The organism is Sphingomonas sp. Xoc002, from assembly GCF_050408055.1.
Lineage (GTDB): Bacteria > Pseudomonadota > Alphaproteobacteria > Sphingomonadales > Sphingomonadaceae > Sphingomonas > Sphingomonas yabuuchiae.
Genome location: NZ_CP191175.1, coordinates 383,760 through 402,389, shown reverse-complemented (window position 1 = coordinate 402,389; position 18,630 = coordinate 383,760). Strand labels below are relative to the sequence as shown.

The 18,630-nt window shown below is 67.5% G+C and carries 17 protein-coding genes, 1 tRNA gene and 1 pseudogene; 4 read left to right on the top strand and 15 right to left on the bottom strand.

Annotated elements, in window-relative coordinates:
- Positions 1–745: 745 nt before the first annotated feature.
- Genes ACQR50_RS01970 through ACQR50_RS01960 form a run of 3 tightly spaced genes read right to left on the bottom strand, consistent with a single transcriptional unit; the run spans position 746 to position 6,304 of the window.
- Positions 746–3,157: an ABC transporter permease gene (locus ACQR50_RS01970; protein ID WP_428969603.1), complete on the bottom strand. Its 2,412-nt coding sequence runs from the start codon at positions 3,155–3,157 to the stop codon at positions 746–748.
- A gap of 25 nt (positions 3,158–3,182) precedes the next feature.
- On the bottom strand, positions 3,183–5,606 hold the full coding sequence (locus tag ACQR50_RS01965; RefSeq protein WP_428969602.1) for an ABC transporter permease: 2,424 nt from the start codon (positions 5,604–5,606) through the stop codon (positions 3,183–3,185).
- 20 nt (positions 5,607–5,626) lie between these two features.
- Positions 5,627–6,304: an ABC transporter ATP-binding protein gene (locus tag ACQR50_RS01960; protein ID WP_076717855.1), complete on the bottom strand. Its 678-nt coding sequence runs from the start codon at positions 6,302–6,304 to the stop codon at positions 5,627–5,629.
- Positions 6,305–6,484: 180 nt separating this feature from the next.
- Here ACQR50_RS01960 and ACQR50_RS01955 point away from each other — a divergent pair, with 180 nt between their 5' ends.
- Both ACQR50_RS01955 and ACQR50_RS01950 read left to right on the top strand, forming a co-directional pair.
- Positions 6,485–7,711 (top strand): sigma-54-dependent transcriptional regulator, encoded by a 1,227-nt coding sequence (locus ACQR50_RS01955; RefSeq protein ID WP_428969601.1) that lies wholly within the window; start codon positions 6,485–6,487, stop codon positions 7,709–7,711.
- Positions 7,701–8,828 (top strand): sensor histidine kinase, encoded by a 1,128-nt coding sequence (locus ACQR50_RS01950; protein ID WP_076714745.1) that lies wholly within the window; start codon positions 7,701–7,703, stop codon positions 8,826–8,828. The genes ACQR50_RS01955 and ACQR50_RS01950 overlap by 11 nt, the downstream gene beginning before the upstream one ends.
- Positions 8,829–8,957: 129 nt before the next feature.
- On the opposite strand, the pseudogene ACQR50_RS01945 reads toward ACQR50_RS01950, so the two are convergent.
- The 4 genes and pseudogenes from ACQR50_RS01945 to ACQR50_RS01930 form a co-directional block, all read right to left on the bottom strand.
- A pseudogene (locus ACQR50_RS01945) lies at positions 8,958–9,251 on the bottom strand (glutamine-hydrolyzing GMP synthase); the annotation flags it as partial.
- 58 nt (positions 9,252–9,309) lie between these two features.
- Positions 9,310–9,810, bottom strand: a complete 501-nt coding sequence (locus ACQR50_RS01940; protein WP_428969600.1) for a hypothetical protein — start codon at positions 9,808–9,810, stop codon at positions 9,310–9,312.
- A gap of 569 nt (positions 9,811–10,379) precedes the next feature.
- Positions 10,380–11,258, bottom strand: coding sequence for a hypothetical protein (locus ACQR50_RS01935; RefSeq protein WP_428969599.1), 879 nt, complete (start codon positions 11,256–11,258; stop codon positions 10,380–10,382).
- Entirely contained in the window at positions 11,255–11,407 is a 153-nt protein-coding gene (locus tag ACQR50_RS01930) for a hypothetical protein (RefSeq protein ID WP_428969598.1), read from the bottom strand. The genes ACQR50_RS01935 and ACQR50_RS01930 overlap by 4 nt, the downstream gene beginning before the upstream one ends.
- Here ACQR50_RS01930 and ACQR50_RS01925 point away from each other — a divergent pair.
- Positions 11,339–11,695, top strand: coding sequence for a hypothetical protein (locus tag ACQR50_RS01925; protein ID WP_428970748.1), 357 nt, complete (start codon positions 11,339–11,341; stop codon positions 11,693–11,695). The genes ACQR50_RS01930 and ACQR50_RS01925 overlap by 69 nt on opposite strands.
- On the opposite strand, the gene ACQR50_RS01920 is transcribed toward ACQR50_RS01925, so the two are convergent.
- The 3 genes from ACQR50_RS01920 to folK form a co-directional block, all read right to left on the bottom strand.
- Positions 11,582–11,869 carry a CHC2 zinc finger domain-containing protein gene (locus ACQR50_RS01920; protein ID WP_428969597.1) on the bottom strand — a complete coding sequence of 96 codons (288 nt, stop codon included), beginning with the start codon at positions 11,867–11,869 and terminating at the stop codon, positions 11,582–11,584. The two genes, ACQR50_RS01925 and ACQR50_RS01920, sit on opposite strands and share 114 nt — an antisense overlap.
- A gap of 208 nt (positions 11,870–12,077) precedes the next feature.
- Positions 12,078–12,153 (bottom strand) — tRNA-Lys (locus ACQR50_RS01915).
- A 20-nt stretch (positions 12,154–12,173) separates the two neighbouring features.
- Entirely contained in the window at positions 12,174–12,650 is a 477-nt protein-coding gene (folK, locus tag ACQR50_RS01910; protein ID WP_428969596.1) for a 2-amino-4-hydroxy-6-hydroxymethyldihydropteridine diphosphokinase, read from the bottom strand.
- A gap of 22 nt (positions 12,651–12,672) precedes the next feature.
- Between folK and ACQR50_RS01905 the strand changes: the two genes are divergently transcribed.
- Positions 12,673–13,347, top strand: a complete 675-nt coding sequence (locus ACQR50_RS01905) for a uracil-DNA glycosylase (RefSeq protein WP_428969595.1) — start codon at positions 12,673–12,675, stop codon at positions 13,345–13,347.
- Between the two features lie 131 nt (positions 13,348–13,478).
- Here ACQR50_RS01905 and aguB read toward each other — a convergent pair whose 3' ends face one another.
- From aguB to ACQR50_RS01880, 5 genes are all read right to left on the bottom strand, one after another.
- A complete protein-coding gene (gene aguB / locus ACQR50_RS01900) occupies positions 13,479–14,327 on the bottom strand; it encodes an N-carbamoylputrescine amidase (protein ID WP_428969594.1) in 849 nt (282 codons plus the stop codon).
- A 33-nt stretch (positions 14,328–14,360) separates the two neighbouring features.
- Positions 14,361–15,371: a hypothetical protein gene (locus tag ACQR50_RS01895; RefSeq protein ID WP_428969593.1), complete on the bottom strand. Its 1,011-nt coding sequence runs from the start codon at positions 15,369–15,371 to the stop codon at positions 14,361–14,363.
- 53 nt (positions 15,372–15,424) lie between these two features.
- Positions 15,425–15,877 (bottom strand): hypothetical protein, encoded by a 453-nt coding sequence (locus tag ACQR50_RS01890; RefSeq protein ID WP_428969592.1) that lies wholly within the window; start codon positions 15,875–15,877, stop codon positions 15,425–15,427.
- A 133-nt stretch (positions 15,878–16,010) separates the two neighbouring features.
- Complete coding sequence (locus ACQR50_RS01885; protein WP_428970618.1) at positions 16,011–16,985, bottom strand: agmatine deiminase family protein; 975 nt, start codon at positions 16,983–16,985, stop codon at positions 16,011–16,013.
- Between the two features lie 11 nt (positions 16,986–16,996).
- Entirely contained in the window at positions 16,997–18,628 is a 1,632-nt protein-coding gene (locus ACQR50_RS01880) for a M28 family peptidase (RefSeq protein ID WP_428969591.1), read from the bottom strand.
- Positions 18,629–18,630 lie beyond the last annotated feature (2 nt).

Here is an 18,630-nt window from a genome sequence, read left to right as displayed (position 1 = left end):
TGTGCGTTCCTGGTCGTCACGAGCCGGCAGAACCTACCCGAATCGACGAGCTTGCAATCTTTGTCGGCCGGTTGCGCTTATCCGCACTGCGCATCGGTCAGCCGCACGATGCCCCCTCTTTGAATTTCAGTGCCTCCAGCTGTGCCCCACGGGGGGTAACATAAGGGGGCACGGGGTGAGACACGCTGCGACGCCCTGACGCTGCGGCGCTTTAACTTTGTCACAGGGGACTTCGTCTGAACCGCCAAGTACCTGCTACATTATACCGCAACGCTCCCCGTGCCAGTGCAAGCCGCGACGAGACACTGCCCCTTAATGCAACGCGCAAGGCACGCATACTGCCGGTCCGATGGGCCGCCACGTGTCGTTCCCTAATGCAGCGAAGGTTCCAAAATTGCCAGGATGCGCGGCCGCGACCTGTCGGAAAGGGTATGTCGACCACCCTTCCCGAGGCGATTTTGAGGCATGACCAACATGTCGCACGCCTGGCCTATTCGATGCGGATATCGGGATGTCCGGTATCCTGCCCCTAGACCAAGCGGAGCATGGGTGGGCCGCTCGGCATGACCCGGGTAGGTTTGTACCGGACCATGCGGTCGAATGATGGTACGCCGCTCACACCGAGCACCTGACTGGCGCCGGTTTCGTGCCAAGCGCGGTGAAGGATCAGGTCGATGCCCGTGGCGCCGCCGTCGCTGTGCGTTGCGGCCCGGTCGACGGCACCGAGATAGGCGGGCGCCGATCCCTAATCGTGGCGCAGTGCCCAGGCGGGGGCGGCGCGGCTGGCGCGCAGGGCCTGGCCCAGCACGGTCAGCACCGCGATGACGATGGCCAGCAGGCTGGCTCCCGCGAAGTAGAGCGGCGATAGCGCGATCTGGTCCTCGAACCCCGCCAGCCAGGTCCGCATAGTGACATAGGCCAGCGGCCAGGCGATGACATTGGCGATCAGGACCGGCCGCAGGAACTGCCCTACCAGCAGACGCACGATATCGGCGGAGGATGCGCCCAGCGTCTTGCGGATGCCGACCTCCTTCACCCGCCGTGCCGTGTTGAACGAGGCGAGGCCCCACAGGCCGACGCAGCCGATCAGCACCGCCAGCCCCGCGCCGATCCCGAACAGCCGCGTCGCGCGTTCATCGGCATCGTAATAGGTCTGGAGCAGTTGCATACTGGTGTCGCCTTTGAACGGTGCCTCGGGCGCGACCCGCTGCCATGCAGCGCGCACCGCTGTCAGGACCGTGCGCGGATCGCCGGTGAAGCGAACCGTGACCGAGGGCCAGTGCACGATCCCGCGCGTGTAGAAATACATGGTCGGCTGATCGGGCGCACGGGGCGAGAAGAAGCGGAGCGCGTCGATAACACCGACGATGGTCCACAAATGCTCCTGCCCGACGGTCTTGCCGATCGCCTGCTCGGGCGAGGCGAAGCCCAGCGCGGTCACCGCCTGGCGGTTGATGACGATATTACGCGGGTCGCCGCGCTTCTGGTCGGTCCCGTCATCGGTGCGGTGGTCGTCGTCGAAGAAGCGTCCTGCGAGCAGGCGGGGCCGATAGAGCCCGAAGAAATCGCTGCCGACATTGATCTGGCGCAGCGACGGCCCCGGTCCCGGCCGTCCCGGAATGGGGACATTTTCGGCATTGTTGTTCCCCAGCCGCCCCACGGCGGTGTCGGCGGTCGCGACCATATCGACACCGGGCACCGCCTTGAATGCGGCGATCAGCGCCGGGCGCTTGGCGGCATCGACATAGCTGACCCAGGGCAGAATCAGCATCCCGTCGCGGCGAAAGCCCAGATCGGCGGTGCGAAGGTGACGGGTCTGCGCGACCAGCACCCCGGTGCCGATCAGAAAGGCGATGACCAGGGTGAACTGGAACACGACCAATGCCTCGCGCCCCCGCGCCCCCGCGCGTCCGCCACCCGGCGCGCGCGCAGAGGCGAGCACCGAGGCGGCGGGAAAGCGCGACAGCAGCACCGCCGGATAGAAACCCGCCGCCGTGCCGACCACTAGCGAAACCACCAACAGCACCGGAAGGACGAGGGCATAGGGCATGGCCAGCGACAGCCCGCCTGCCGCATTGACCAGCGGCAGGCCGATCTCGGCCAGGATCAGGCCGAGCAGTCCGGCCACGCCGACCGCTAGGATCGCCTCGCCCAGAAACTGACGGATCAGCGTCGCCCGGTCGGCGCCCAGCACCTTGCGTATCGCCACTTCGCGCGCCCGCAGGCCCGCCCGGGCGCTCGCCAGGTTGATATAGTTCACCACCGCGATCAGCAGGGTGAGGACACCGACCACGCCCAGCGTTACCAGGGTCTGTTTGCGCCCGCCGCTCTCGCCGTTCGACGGCTCCAAGTGCAGGCGCGTAATGGGCAAGAGCGGCAGGCCCAGTTTCGCCGACGCGTCCCGCCCCAGATCGCGGGCCCCGCGTCGGTCGATAAAGCTCGGCATCCGGTTCGCCAACGCCTTGGCCGCCGCCGCGTCGGGAAAGCGCAGGAAGGTCTGCACCGATCCGCTGCCCCAACGGGTCCACCATTCTTCGGGGTGATAGGTCGACAGGCGGGTCAGGATGGCGAACTGAAAGTCGGTCGTCTTGGGCAGATCCTCGAACACGCCCGTCACCCGGCGCGTGGACTTGTCGTCCAGCATCAGGGTCAGGGTCTGGCCGATCGGATCTGCATCGCCGAACAATCGCCGCGCCGTCGACCGGCTGATCACCACGCTCATCGGATCGGCAAGTGCGGTCGCCTTGTCGCCTGCCACCATCGGCAAGTCGAACACCTGGAAGAAGGACGCATCGACCTGCGCGATATCCTCCAGCTGGGCGATGCCGCCGCGCATGACGCTGCCCCCCTCCTTGCCGCCCATGTACCGGGTGCCGCACAGGCCGGGGAAATCCTGCCGCATCTCGTCCAGCAGACCGCCCATCGTATCGGGGAACCGGCCGAAATAGGGGCCGTCGGCACGCTTCCAGTCGTTCTGGACCAGATAGATCTGGTCGTGATGCGGTAGCCAGCGCTCGAAGCTGGTCTCGAACCGCACATAGAGCGACAGCACGAAGAATACCGCGATCCCCACCGCCAGACCGCTGATATTGAGGGCGGCATAGAGCTTGTGACGGGCGATCGAGCGATAGAGCGAGGTCAGGGCAAAGCTGTTCATCGTGTCCGGCTTTCGAAAAATACGATCAATCCTGGCGCAGCGCCCAGGCGGGGGCGGCGCGGCTAGCGCGCAGGGCCTGGCCCAGGACGGTCAGCATCGAGATGACGATGGCCAGCAGGCTGGCCCCGGCGAAGTAGAGCGGCGATAGCGAGATCCGGTCCTCGAACCCCGCCAGCCAGGTGCGCATCGCGACATAGGCCAAGGGCCAGGCGATGACGTTGGCGATCAGCACGGGCCGCAGGAACTGCCCGACCAGCAGCTTGACGATATCGGCCGAGGACGCACCCAGCGTCTTGCGGATACCGATCTCCTTCACCCGCCGCGCCGTGTTGAACGAGGCGAGGCCCCACAGGCCGACGCAGCCGATCAGCACCGCCAGCCCCGCACCGATCCCGAACAGGCGCGCGGCCTGCTCATCCGCCTTATAGAAGTCCGCCAGCCGCTGGTCCGCCGTACCAACGACCAACGGCACCTGCGGCGACAGGCGTTGCCAGGTCGAACGGATGCGGGCGAGCATGGCGGCGGTGTCGCCGGTGTAGCGGATCGCGGCGACGGCGGATGGCGGGACGTCGCGGGCATATTGATACAGGGTCGCGGTTTCGGCGGTGCGCGGCGAGGCGAAGCGGAGCTGGTCTACCACGCCGATGATCGTGCGCGGGGCGCCCCGCCCCACGGTCTTGCCGATCGCCGCCTCGGGCGTGCGGAAGCCGAGCTGCTCGACCGCCTTGCGATTGACGACGACGTTGCGACCGTATTTCCACTTGGTCCAGTCACTGGAATCGTCGCCGCCATGCGCATCGTCGAACACCCGCCCGGCGAGCAGCCGGGGTGCGTAGGCGTGGAAGAAGTCGGGTCCGACGGTGATGTTGTTGACGGTGAGACTCAGTCCGCTGGGGCGCTCGATCACGTCGAGACTGGCATTGACCATGCCGGGTGCCGAGTTGCTCGAGCCGACCGACACCACGCCGGGCAGACGACGGAGCGCGTCCAGGATCGGCCGGGCCTGGGTCGGGAAGATGCGCTTGTCGGCCAGCGAGGCTATGAGCAACAGCCCGTCGCGCCGAAACCCCAGATCGGATCGCCGGACATGCGCGGTCTGCGCGACCAGCACGACCGTACCGATCATGAAGGCGATGGCCAGACCGAACTGGATGATGACCAGCATCTCGCGCGACCGCGCGCCGCTGCGCCCGCCCCCCGGCGCCCGTGCCGACGCCAGCACGGCGGCGGCCGGAAAGCGGGACAGGAGAACCGCCGGATAGAAACCCGCCGCCAGTGCGATGACCAGGACCAGCGCCACCAGCAAAGGCAGCGCCAGGGTATAAGGAAAGCGTAGCGACAGGCCCCCCGCCGCATTGACGATGGGCAGGCTGACCTCCGCCAAGATCATGCCGAGCAGGCTGGCGATCGCCGCCATCGCCGCCGCCTCGCCCAGAAACTGGCGGATCAGCATCCCCCGGTTCGCGCCCAGCACCTTGCGCATCGCCACTTCGCGGGCGCGCAGGCCGGACTGGGCAGTCGCCAGATTCACATAATTGATGATCGCGATCAGCAGGGTCAGCAAGCCCACCAGCCCCAGCGTCACGATGGTCAGCGTGCGGCCACTGCTCTCCGCCCCACCGGGCGGTTGCAGATGCAGGCGCGTGAGCGGCAGCAGCGAGAGCGCGATGATCTTGGCGGGATCGGGGCCCAGATCCTGCCCGGCATGACGCCGGACGAAGGCGGGCATCCTGGCCGCGAACGCATGCGCCGCCGCCGCATCGCGAAACCGCAGATAGGTCGCACCGTCGACCATGCCCCATTTGTACCAGGACCATCGCACCGCAGGCGGCGGCGTGCGTGGCATCGGGATCAGGATGTTCGCCTGAAAATCGGTGGTCTTGGGCAGATCCTCGAAGATACCGGCGACTCGGTAGACCTGCGGCATGTCGACCGCGATGGCGATGGTCCGGCCGATGGGATCGGCATTGCCGAACAGTCGCTCGGCTTCGGTTCGGCTGAGCAGCGCGCCGGACGGATCGGCCAGCGCCCTTCGTCCGTCGCCGCGCACCATGGGAATGTCGAACACGTCGAAAAAGGACGGATCGACCTGCGCCACGTCCGCGCCGATCGCGTCGTTTTCGCGGATGACGCTGCCCCCCTGCTTGCCGCCACGCATGCGCGTGCCGACCAGTCCAGGGAAATCCCGTCGCAATTCTTCCAGCAGGCCCGGCATCGTCACCGGATAGGCACCGTTGAAGGGGCTGCCGGGAATTCGAAGCTCGGTCTGCACGACATGGATTTCGTCATGATGCGGCAGCCAGCGCTCGAAACTGGTCTCGAACCGGACATAGAGGCCCAGCACCAGGAACACCGCGATCCCGACCGCCAGTCCGCCGATATTGAGCGCGGCATGGAGCTTGTGTCGGGTCAGCGAGCGGTAGAGCGCGGTCAGGGCGAAGCCGTTCATCGTCATATGCCCTTCGAGGATCAGATTGCGCGCATCGCGCTGGCGACGATACGCCCGTCGAGCATGTCGATGCGGCGCTTCGCCAGATCGGCATGGCTGGGCGAGTGGGTGACCATCACGATCGTCGCGCCTTCGGTATTGAGACCGGTCAGGATATCCATCACCTGTTCGCCATTGGCGGTGTCGAGATTGCCGGTCGGCTCGTCCGCCAAAATCAGCTTCGGGTCGCCGACGATGGCGCGGGCGATGGCGGCACGCTGCTGCTGACCGCCCGAAAGCTGATGGGGATAATGGCGGGCGCGGTGCGCGATGCCGACCTTGTCCATCGCGGCGGCCACCCGCCCCCGCCGGTCTCCGCCGTCATGCCGATAGGCGAGACCCAGCGCGACATTCTCCTCGATGGTCAGCTCGTCGATCAGGTTGAAGCTCTGGAACACGAAACCCAGCGTCTCGCCCCGGAACCGCGCCAGCGCCCGCTCGTCCAATGCGGCCAGGTCGCGACCGTCGAACCAGTAATGCCCGCCGGTCGGCCGGTCGACCGTGCCCAGCGTGTTGAGCAAGGTCGACTTGCCGCAGCCGGACGGTCCCATGATCGCCAGGAACTCGCCCCGCGCGACGTGCAGGTCGATGTCGTGCAGCGCCGTCGTCTCGACCTCGTCGGAGACATAGCGGCGCTGGATATTCTCCAGCCGGATCATCGCGGTGGCTTGGGCCTGGGCGGCACTTGCGCCAATTGGTTGTTCGGTCATCATGGACACAGTGTCATTGTCCAAGCCCGGAACTGCCAACCCGTTATGAACGAAGACTTATCTCCTCCGGCGCCATCGAACGGCCAGGCGGCGCGGAACACAATGTCCACGCACGGACACTTGCCGGACGTGTCAAGCGCCTGGAACATCCTGTTGATAGAGGACGATCCGGTCGTCGCGCGCACGACGGACATCCTGTTTCGTCTGGCCGGTCATCACCTCGATCTCGCCGCCGATCCGGGCGCGGCCTATTCGCTGCTCGCCCGGCGGCGCTATGACGCGATCCTGCTCGACATGAACTTCACCGCTGGTCGATCGAGCGGCGAGGAGGGGCTGGCGTGCATCGCGCGGATCGTGGCCGACCATCCGGGCGCGCGGGTGATCGTCATCACCGCGCATAGCGGCATCCGCATCGCCGTCGCCGCCATGCAGGCGGGCGCGCGCGATTTCCTGATGAAGCCGTGGCGCAAGGACGACCTGCTGGCGAAATGCGCCGCCGTCATCGGCCGGCGCGAAATGCCCGGTGCGTCCCCCGCCCCCCGCCCCGTCATGGGCACCACGGGTCCCCCCCTGCTCGGCGATTCGGCCGTGATGGCGGAGGTGCGCGCGATCGTCCGCCGGGTCGGGCCGACCGTCGCCAGTATCGCCGTCACCGGCCGGTCGGGCGTCGGCCGGACGTTGGTGGCGATGGCGGTGCACGGCGCCTCGGGCGATGCCGCCGCGCCGCCGATCCGGATCGACCTGCGCGATGCCGAACAATGGGGCGCACTGGATCGGGCCCAGGGCACGGCCCTGCTGCGCCATCCCGACCGGCTGGACGGCGTGGCGCAAGCCCGCCTGCTCGACCGCCTGCTGCCAGGGCTGCGCTGCATCAGCGTGGCTGACTCGTTAGACGGCCTGGCCCCGGCGCTCCGGCGGCGGCTGTGCACGCTGGAGATTGCGGTGCCGCCGCTGGCGGCGCGGCGGGACGACGCGGTGGTCCTTGCGCGCCACTTCGCCCAGATCGCAGGCGAAACCTATGGCCGTGCGACCGTAACCCTGACGCCTGCCGCCGAAGCGATCATCGCCGCAATCGACTGGCCCGACGAAGTGCGCGGGCTGGCGGCGGCTATCGAGCGGGCGGTGCTGTTGTCCGACGACGGCGTGATCGACGCGGCGGCGGTCCGCCCCGTCACGCCCGCGACACCGTCACCAGCCGCACCGGATCCCGCTCCCGCCTTCCGCCTGGAGGATGCCGAGCGGCTGATGATCGAGGCTGCGCTGAAGGAGCATCGCCACAATATCTCGCGCGCGGCCGATGCCCTGGGGATCAGCCGGGGCACGCTGTACCGTCGCATGGCCCAGCATGGTCTCTAGGTCCGAGCGGCATGCGATCGCCATCAGCCTGTCGCTCGCGCTGGCAGGCGCCACGGCGGCCGGCGCATGGTTTTACGGTCTGTGGCTGGCGCTGGCGGGGGCGCTGCTGGCGATCCTGTGGCTGATCCTGCTCAGCGTGGTGGCCACCCGACGCCCCGCCGCCACGCGCCCGGCGCCCACCGCGACCGAAGATCGCGAGACGGCGCTCCAGCGCATGGTGTTCGACGTTTCGCCCACCCCGTTGCTGCTCGTCGACGGAACGGTCGCCCGCGCGCTCAACCGCGCCGCGCGGCGCCTGTTCGAAACCGACGACCGGGTTCTGCCCGCCCCCCCTGCCCTGCTCGACCGCGATACCTCGCACCTGCGCCATGCCGGGCGACGCTGGCGCGCGGACCGGGTCGATATCGGCCGGCAGGCGGTCGTGGCGCTGATCGACGTGGACAGCGAGGAACAAACGGCCGAAGCCCGCGCCAGCGCCGAGATGATCCAGGTGCTGGGGCATGAGATGCTCAACGGCCTCGTGCCCATCGTCTCGCTGGCCGAATGCGGTATCGCCGCCGCCGACCCGCAAACGGGCGACCCTGCCCTGCTTCCCGAAATCCTGACCACCCTCGCCCGGCAGGCCGAGGGATTGCAGCGCTTTACCGAGGCTTACCGCTCGCTCGCGCGCCTGCCGCCGCCGCTGCGCCAGCCGGTTGCGCTGGCCAAACTGGTCGACGATCTGGAACGGCTGTTCTCCAGCCGCTGGCCGACCGCACGGCTTACCGTCGACATGCCGCACCCCCTGCATGCCGCGCTCGACCGGGATCAGCTCAATCAGGCGATCTGGGCGCTGTTGCAGAACGGGGTCGAGGCGGCGGGCCCGCACGGGCATCTCGGCCTGTCGCTCCGCGTGCAGGACGGCGCGATCCTGATCGACGTCAGCGACGATGGCCCGGGCATCGCGCCCGAACAGGCCCATGCGATCTTTCGCCCCTTCGCCACCACCAAGACGGCGGGCAGCGGCATCGGGCTCAGTCTGGCGCGCCAGATCGCACGCGGGCATGGTGGGACGTTAAACCTTTCGACCCTTTCGCCGACGAGCTTCCGGTTGCGGATCCCGGGCGGAACGGGATGACCGGACCGGGTGGCGCGACCGCGATCTCCCCTCTTACCGGGGAGACCGAGCCTGCGGTCGCGTCGGCTGTGGCTTACGACACCGAATAGCTAGGCCGTGGCCCCGCACCCGCAGGGCGACGCGCCTCGATTATTCCCACTCGATCGTGCCCGGCGGCTTGCTGGTGTAATCGTACACGACGCGGTTGATGCCCCTCACCTCGTTGATGATCCGGGTCGTCCCGCGCGGCAGGAAGTCGCCGGGGAAGGCGAACGCCTGCGCGGTCATGCCGTCGACCGAGGTCACGGCGCGCAGCGCCAGCACTGAGTCGTAGGTCCGGCCGTCGCCCATCACGCCGACCGAGCGCACCGGCAGCAGCACCGCGAACGCCTGCCAGATGGCGTCGTACAGCCCCGCCTTGCGAATTTCCCGGTATAATGTAGCAGTTGAACCAGCCGCAGGCTGGTGAACACTGGTACATTATACCGAGATTATGCAGGTCCTAGTCTGACGAGGCAAGCTCGCCGCTTCGTTCGCGCAGTTGATCCGCGGTCGGGTGACCCACAGGGCTGACAAGCCCCAGATCAGCCAACGCGCGACGGGACCAGCCACCATGCAGTCGAGCGACGCCGCCCCGCTTCAACTCGTAATAGAGGCTGACCGCATTGCGGTTGGCAAAGACGGCGGCCTCCCCGGTGAACGCAATGGTGCTGGCCAGCGCGTTGACCGCTTCGCGCGAGACTCCGTTCCCCTTGCCGTGGCGGGTAATCTCGATCGCGCGCGAGGCTATCGCCGCGGCGGTCTCTTCGAACCCAGCGCCGAGGATCTCGCCAGCGTCCCGCATGGACACGTGCGTGAAGCTCAGAAAGCTCTCGCCTCGCTCCCGCCGCGAAAGAGGGAGCGCCGGCAGTCTGGCCGGGTCCACATGCATGCTTCGTGCGGTCGCCGCCTGCGCGCCGTCGACATAATACGGAATGCGCCTCCCGAGCATCCAGGTCAGCACGCGACCCCAGGGTTTTTCACCCGGATACCTGATCATCGCGCTCCGCAGAGGAACGAAGCCTTCAGGTGGCCGCCGTCGGATGGCGGTCGCGTCTAAGTCGCGGGCGAGATCCTCGACGGACGCCGCGTCGAGCTTCTGACCCTGTAGCACCACAACCCCGGGGTGCTTCAAGGCTGTAAGCAGAGCAGTGTTCGGTTCGACGTCCCCTTGCCCGCGGTCGGCGCAGGCTTCGGAAATGCGATCTGGCCGATGGCGTAGACCGGCAGTTCGAAGCGCGCGGCGGCCGACTCCGGGGTGATGGACGAACGAAGGAGGGCCCGAAGCCTGTCGACGTCGTCCGCGTCATATCGCACGCGCTTGCGCTGTCCGCCGGGCAGCTCCTCGAAGCCGAGTGCCCTCGCGCTGCGAAGCTGTTTCAGTTGCTGCGACGACGTCCAGATATGGATGTTCGTCTCAGTCGCCGTGTAGTATCGCGTGTCCTTCGCGACGGTCTGGACCTTGCGTCCGTCGATGTCACGGAACGCCAGACTGACGAGCCGCCGTTCCTCACTGGCCGAGCGCTGAGCGATCTACCGGATGTCGCGGCGCATGGTCTCGTAGGCGATGACATCGCCGGCGATCGCCTCGAGTCGGGCGTCGGCGAACGCCTGCATCGAGGTGGGCCACCCGTGTAGCAGCGCCGCGCCCGTCGCAACCACCTTCGCCACCGTTTCGGGCCCCGCCTCGATCAGTTTCTCGACGGCCCATCGCCCGCGCCCGGATGTGGCGACGATCCCCGCCCGCAGCGCTACACCCACGAGCGCCGTCCGCGAGAAGGCCTGAATGTTCATGGGCAACTGCTCGACGGCCTTCGCGCCAGCGGCCGGATCCCGCGACATGAGGTCGGCCAGAAGCCGATAATCGTCGGCTGCATAGGGCGGCAGCGGCGCCGCCTCGGACGGCGCGATGTGCTTGCCACAGCCCTCGCACGCATCGAGTCCTCGGGTCCAGCGCCAACCGAGGGGTCCACAGCCTGGACAGGCGTCGACGAGCAGCTCGAGGGATTCCGGACAGTATGGCAGAAGCAGGCTGAGCCAGTCGCTTCGGTTATACGTGGCCTTTAGCAGAGATACCGGACCGATTCGGCGCCTCTCGAGGTCGAAGGCGGAACGCGGCGCGACGAAGTCGCCGAGAACAATCCGGTCGCGGCGATCCGACCGTGCGAACGCGATCGCGTCCAGGTTGGCCGGATCGGTCCGCATGATACGCGCAATGCGACCCAGCGTATCCGGCGGGGCGCATTGGATCGAACCGACTCTGCCGACGTAGACGCCGCCCCCTTCGAGCGCGGTCGCTATCCTTGGGAGCCGGTGCTCCCTGCAGGCGGCGGCGAGCGCCCCGATGACGCTCTCGCGACGATACGGGTCGTATGCGAACCGCAAGCGCTTGAACGGCGCGTCAGCCTTCACGAGCCGCCACGCTTCGAGAACGGGTCGTGGAGCACCCATTTCAACTTCATGGCGAAGCCGCGGACACCGACGCTCATGTCGTGCCGCTCGATCGCGGGGGCACCGCGCCGCAGCGCGTGCTGCGCCGCCTCGCATACGACGCGGCACACGCGACCGACGTGCCCGCCGCTGGCCGCAAGTGGCAGTCAGTGCGCGACGCCTTCTGGCGGGGCGAGCTGGGCTTCCCCGACACGCATGCCGTACGGGAGCAGCTCGAATTCCTGCTCCGGGTCCTTCTGTCCTTCGATATGGCGGATCGTGGTGAGAGCGAGCGGCGGTTCGATCTATTCCGCGGCAACCTCATCTTCTTGACCTTCTACATGTGCTGTCGCGGTCGCCTCGTCGACTCCGTGGAGCCGCATCCACCAGTCGATCACGTCGCCGTTGGCACCGCATGAAAAACAGTGAAAGCGGCCGTTGTGAACGTAGAGGCCACGGGTCGCATCCGGGTGGAAAGGGCATGCCCCTCGCAGCCCCGACTGTGTCGCCTGCAGCTCGACCGTTTCCGCCACCAATGGGATCAAGGTGCTTTGCGCTTGGGCCAATGCTCGGAGCTCAGCAAGGTTGGACATGGCGGCATCATCGTCGATCGCCGGTCTCGGTCAACCGGAGAGAATCTGAGTCGCGTGATCGAACAGCTGTGCGACACTCACCGATCTGCCACCGAAGACCGAAGCAGTGCGGGCGTCCCCTCACTGGGGACTAATCCCTGGCCTTCTATGTCATTAGAGCGCCGGGCTGTGACAAAGTAAGCGCGCCGCAGCGCCTGAAACAACCCCGTGGTGGGTCCGCCGGGACTCGAACCCGGGACCTCTCGATTAAAAGTCGCTTGCTCTACCAACTGAGCTACGGACCCTCCATCGGGGTGGAAGCGACCTAGGGGCGCGGACGCCTGCGGTCAACACCATGTCGCATATGGCGCACAAACCGCCCATCACGCGGGTCGCGCCAGTCCGCCGCGATCGCCGCCAGCGGATGCAGCACGAAGTCGCGCGCGGCATAGGCGAGGTGTGGCACGACCAGCCCCGGCGAGCGCCACTGCCCCCCCGACCACAAAATGATGTCCAGGTCGATCACCCGCGCACCCCAGCGCTGCCCCCGCCGCCGCCCGAAATCGCGCTCGACGGCTTTCAGCACACGAAGCATCGCGGGCGGGTCCAGCGGGCTTTCGACCAGCGCGGCGGCGTTGGCGAAGGCGCGGATCGACGGACCGATGGGCGCGGTGGTCAGGATCGGCGACACCGCATAGACGCCGGGCAAGGCCGCCAGCGCCGCACGGATTTCATCGCGCGGGCCGCCATGCCGCCCCGGACGGTTGGAACCCAGTGCAATGGCATAGCTTGTCGTCGTCATGCCCTGCGACTACCCGAGCGCGATGCCTGACGCATCCTTTCCTGTCATCCCGGCGCCCCTGGCCCCGATCCAGCCGCCGCGCGACTGCCCGCTCTGTCCCCGCCTGGTCGAGGTCCGCGAGACCGTCGCCGCCGAATATCCCAATTGGTGGAACGCCCCCGTGCCGCCGTTCGGCGATGGTGAGGCCTGGCTGGCGGTCGTCGGCCTTGCCCCCGGCAAGCATGGCGCGCACCGCACCGGCCGCCCCTTTACCGGCGATGGCGCGGGGCCGCTGCTCTATGGCACGCTGGCCAAATTCGGTCTGGCCGAGGGCGAGTTCGCCGCGAAGGTCGATGACGGCGTGACGCTGAAGGGCGCGGTGATCCTGAACGCGGTCAAATGCCTGCCGCCCGAGAACAAGCCGACGCCGGACGAGATCCGTACATGCCGGACCTTCCTCGAACAGGAACTGGCCGCGCTGCCCCGGCTGTCGGTGGTCATTGCACTCGGCGAGATCGCGCACCGTTCGGTCGTCAAGGCACTGGGCGGTAGGCTGCCCAAGGCGCGATTCGCGCATATGGCCGAACATCGCCTGCCCGGCGGCGGACCGGTGATTCTCGATAGCTATCACTGCTCGCGCTACAACCAGAATACCGGGAGACTGACGCCCGAGATGTTCGAGGCCGTGTTCGCGCGGGCAATGGAATTGCGGGGCTGAACCATTCCTCCCCTTGCAGGGGAGGTGGCAGGGCGAAGCCCTGACGGAGGGGTATCACCCTATCGATAGCGGGACACCCCTCCACCATGCTGCGCATGGTCCCCCTCCCCTTACAGGGGAGGAATGAAACATCAGATATCCTGGACCAGTCGCCCGTACAGCTCCGGCCGCCGGTCGCGGAAGAAACCGAAGGCGGCGCGGTGGCGCTTCACCCGGTCGATGTCGAGCGTGGCGACGATCACGCCCTCTTCTTCGCGGTCCAGCTCGGCCAGGATGTCGCCGCGCTCGTCGCAGATGAAGCTGGTGCCGTAGAAGGTCTGGCCATGTTCGCAACCGACGCGGTTGGCGGCGACGATCGGCACGACGTTGGACACGGCATGGCCGACCATCGCACGGCGCCACAGTCGCGCGGTGTCGAGGCTGTCGTCATGCGGCTCGCTGCCGATCGCGGTCGGATAGAACAGGATTTCCGCGCCCATCAGCATCATCGCGCGCGCCGTCTCGGGATACCATTGGTCCCAACAGATGCCGACGCCCAGCTTGGTCGCGGGGCCGTCCCACACCTTGAACCCGGTATTGCCGGGGCGGAAATAGAATTTCTCCTCATAGCCCGGACCGTCCGGGATATGGCTCTTGCGATAGACGCCCGCGACCTTGCCGTCCGGGTTGACCATCGCCAGCGAGTTATAATGATGCGGCCCGTCCGCCTCGAAGAAGCTGGTCGGGATATGGACCTTCAGCTCGGCGGCCAGTTCCTGCATCGCGCGCACCGCCTGATGCTCGGCGGTCGGCTTGGCGTTGGTGAACAGCCCCTCGTCCTCGACGCGGCAGAAATATTCGCCCTCGAACAGTTCGGGCGGCAGGATCACCTGCGCCCCCCGGGACGCCGCCTCACGGACGAGGCGCGAGACCTCTGCGATGTTGCGGTCGATATCGGCGGTGAAGGCCAGTTGCAGCGCGGCGACGGTGATCTGGGTCATGGCCCTGCCCTTTAATGGCTCCGCACGCGGGCGTCACCCCGCTTCCGCATCCAGCCTGGTCCGCAAGGCATCGAGAAACGGCCCCGGCTCGTCCAGCCGCAACGCCACTGCCCGCACCGGATCGCGCCGCCACCGCGAGCGCGGCGGCAAGGGCTCGGACAGGCAGATCAGCATATTGGGCCAGGCGAGCAGCGCGATGTTCCAGCTATCGGGTGCGCGCACCGTCTCGCCATCCGGATTTGCCGTCACCGCCGCGATCGCCGCATAGGGAATGGTTCGGTCGACCAATAGTCCGGCCCGTAACCGCACCCCCGCCGGGGTGAGCAAAACCGGCAACAGGCGCAGCGACTTGATCAGGCCGATCAGGTACAGCAGCGACACGTCGCTGATAACGAACATCACCATCGCCACGGCCCGGCTCCAATGCGCGACCAGCAGGTGGGTGACGGTGATCTCGATGCAGGAAATGACCAGCAGCGCGATCATCATCGGTTGCAGATGGCGGTGATAGGCAAAAGCCTGCGCCCCCGCCGGGATGTCGGGCGCCGCGCGCCAACGGAACAGCGCGAGGTGGAGCAGCCGGGCCTCCGCCAGCGCCAGTCGCGCCAGCGGCCGGGGCAGCATCTCCTCCAGCAGCGACGGCCAGCGATCCGGATCGGTCGGGTTCCATGCGCGTAGCCGCGCCGCCACCCGCCATAGCCCCCATCCGCCATGCAGCGCGATCGCGACGACCGGAACCATCGTCGCCCAGGGCATGGCGAACAGCGCCGCCCGGATCGGCGGCGGCGACAGGCTGAGCACCGCCATGCCCGCGGACGCCATCGCAGCGATTCCCGCGCGCCAACCCGGCCGCCGCGTCCGGCTCAACAACCCCAGCATCATCGCGTCCGAGGCGATCCACAGGAACAGCAGCGCCGCGGCGCGGGGATGGACCTGCGCAACCGGCAGGCGGAGCAAGGCGGCCGCGCCGACGATGACCAGGACAGGCGCAATCATGGGCAGGATCGGACGATCGAACCCGTTGGCGGATCGGACGGCGGTCATGGCGACTCCCCTGATCGGTGGCGGACCGATACTAGCTAGTGCCGTGCCGCGCGTCACGCCGACAGGGCGGGCGTGGTCAGGGGATCGAACAGGATGTAGCGCAGGACGACCGGATAGAAGCTTGTCATCTTCAGATCGCACAACGCCATCAACCGCTGGTTGAGCGCCCGCGTCACGCCGACATATTCGTTCCACCGTTCCTCGATGGCGCGCGCGGTCCAGGTGCCGATATGTTTGGAATAGGTCAGGCGCAGCTCGCGCGTCTCGACCACGATCGCCTCGCATCCGGGGATGCTGGCCATCAGCCGCCGTTCGCGCAGCGGGGTCAGCAGCAGTTCGTCCTCGGTCTTCAGATGCTTGGTGATGACCTGCGCGATCCGCGTGCGGGCCGGGCCCAGCATCGGCGCGGCCGCGGCATAGCGCATGTCGAACAGGCGCATGAGATCGCCGACGGCGTGCGCAATGTCCTCGTGTTGCGCCCGGAGCAGATTGATGGTGACTTGCAAGAGGTGGGGCTCCGATCCCGGACGGGTGATCGCAGCATCATATGCGCGCGCGGTTTATGGCCGGTAAAGGGGCCGCCCGGCTGCGGCGGCAAGGGCCCGCGCCCCTTGTCGAGGCGCGGGCCCGAAATTTGGATCAGCCGATCGTCGGAATCTGCTGCGAGATGCAGTGGAAGCTGCCGCCGCCGGTCAGGATCGCATCGGCGCGCAGGCCCACGACCTGGCGGTCGGGGAAGATCGCCTGGATCGCGGCGACCCCGGCATCGTCATTCTCGCTGCCGTAGAGCGGCACCACGACCGAGGCGTTGCCGATATAGAAGTTCATATAGCTGGCGGGCACGACCTCGTCGTCGCGCAGCACGCGGCCCGGCGACGGGATGCCGACGACCTCCAGACCGGCGGCCTGCGCATCGCGCTTGGCGGCGGCATAGACCTGCCAATTGGGGTCGTTCTCGGCGGCTTCGGGGATGGCGACGCGGTTGGGGCCGACGAAGCGCGCCAGATTGTCGACATGGCCATCGGTATGGTCGTTGAGCAGGCCGTTGCCCAGCCAGACGATCCGGGTCAGCCCCAGGTCGTTGGCGAGCCGGTCGGCGATCTCGCCCTCCCGCAGGTCGGGATTGCGGTTAGGGTTGAGCAGGCACTGGCGGGTCGTCACGACCAGCCCGGTGCCGTCCCCGTCGATCGCGCCGCCCTCCAGCACCCATTCGCAGCGGGTGGCGGAAAGCCCGCGATCCTCGGCCAGCCGCGCGCCGACCGTGTCGTCGCCCGGCAGGTCGTACTTGCCGCCCCAGCCGTTGAACTGGAACAGCCGGGCCGAGCCGTCGCCGGTGATGATCGGGCCGGTATCGCGCAGCCAGATGTCGCCAAAGGGCTGGACGACCACGTCCGCCATATCGCCCGCCATCGCACGCGCGGCATCGGCCGCCTCGCCATCGGCGGCGACCAGGATCACCCGCTCGCCCCGGCCATCGGCATGGACGGCGCGGGCAAAGGCCAGCACCTCCTCGCGCGCCGGGTCGAGATCCTCTTCCCACAGCTCCGGATGGCTGGGAAAGCCGATCCATACGGCGTCATGCGGGGCCCATTCGGGCGGCGGGGGCGTGGTCACGGTTGGCGTGGTCACTGGACGTTCTTCCTGCTTTGATCGCGAATGCCGCGAAATTCGGCGGTGGGATACCAGTTGGGCCACAGGCCCGGCCGGTCGGCGAGCGTCCTGCCCAATTGATAATAGACCGTCAAATCCTCGACCGCGCCCGACCAATCCCAGCGGGGATCATATTCGTCGGCGGGCTTGTGATAGCGGTTGGCGACATAGTCCTCCGACGCCGCCTTGCCCGCGGCGACGCCGCCCATCACCTTGTCCTGCCCGGAGCCGCCGTCGAGCATCGGCACGCCCAGCTTGGCGAACGAGAAATGGTCGGAGCGGTAATAGCTGCCACGCTCGGGATTGGCCTCCTCGCCGATATAGCGGCCTTGGGTGCCGACCAGCGACTTGGCGAGGTCCTCGATCTCGGACTTGCCCTTGCCGACCAGCACGAAGTCCTTCGACCGGCCGGTGACGTTCAGCCCGTCCATGTTCACCCCGCCCACGGTACGGGCGAGCGGGAAGACGGGATGCTGCGCATAATAGCCCGAGCCGAGCAGCCCGCTTTCCTCCGCCGTCACCGCCAGGAATGCGATGGAGCGCTTGGCCGGTCCCGCCTTGGCTTGCGCCTCGGCCAGAGCGACCAGCCCCGCCACGCCGGTCGCATTGTCGAGCGCGCCGTTGCAGATATCGTCACCGTCCACCGCGTCGCAGCGACCCAGATGGTCCCAATGCGCCGAATAGAGGACGTAATCGCCCGGCTCGGTGGTGCCCGGCAGGACGCCGATCACGTTCTTCGACGCCTGGCGCCGGATCGTGTTGGCGAAGCCGCCCGACAGGGTCAGGCCGAGCGGCACCGCCTTGAACCCCTTTTGCTGCGCCGCTTTGGTCAGCGTGGCGAGGTCCTTGCCCGCCGCCTTCAGGATGCGCTGCGCCACCGGTTGCTGCAGCCAGCCGATGACCTGGCTCTGGTCCTGATGGTCGCCCGCCTCGTCCAGCTCCAGCTGCGGCCCGGTCCAGGAGGATTGCACCACCGCCCAGGGATAGGCGGCGGGTTCGGTCTGGTGGACGATCAGCGCGGCGGCGGCGCCGTGCTTGGCGGCATTCTCGAACTTGTAGGGCCAGCGACCATACCAGGTCATGGCGCGGCCCTCGAACGGCCCCTCGCGGCCCATCGTCTGCCAGTCGGCATCGTTGATCAGGATGACCACCGTCTTGCCGCGCACATCGACCCCGGCATAATCGTCCCAGCCCTTTTCGGGCGCGGTGATGCCGTATCCGACGAAGACCAGCTCGCTGTCCTTCACGTCGATGCGCGGGGTCACGCGATAGGTGCCGACGACCATGTCGGTGCGATAGGCGAGCGGAATGGTCGCACCCTTGCCCGTGACGGTGAAGGGCTGGACGTCGGTGGCGGTAATCTCGACCATCGGCACGTCCTGGGTCCAGCTGCCCTTGTTGCCGGGCTTCAGACCCGCCTTCTGAAAGCGGTCGATGATGTACGCGACCGTCTTGTCCTCGGCCGGGGTGGTCGGCGCGCGGCCTTCATAGGCGTCGGAGGACAGGGTCTGGGTAACCGTCTTCAGCGTGTCGACCGAGATGGCGGGTTTGTCCTGCGCCATCGCGGTGCCGGAGAGGAGGAGGGACAAGAGAAGCAGACGGCGCATGA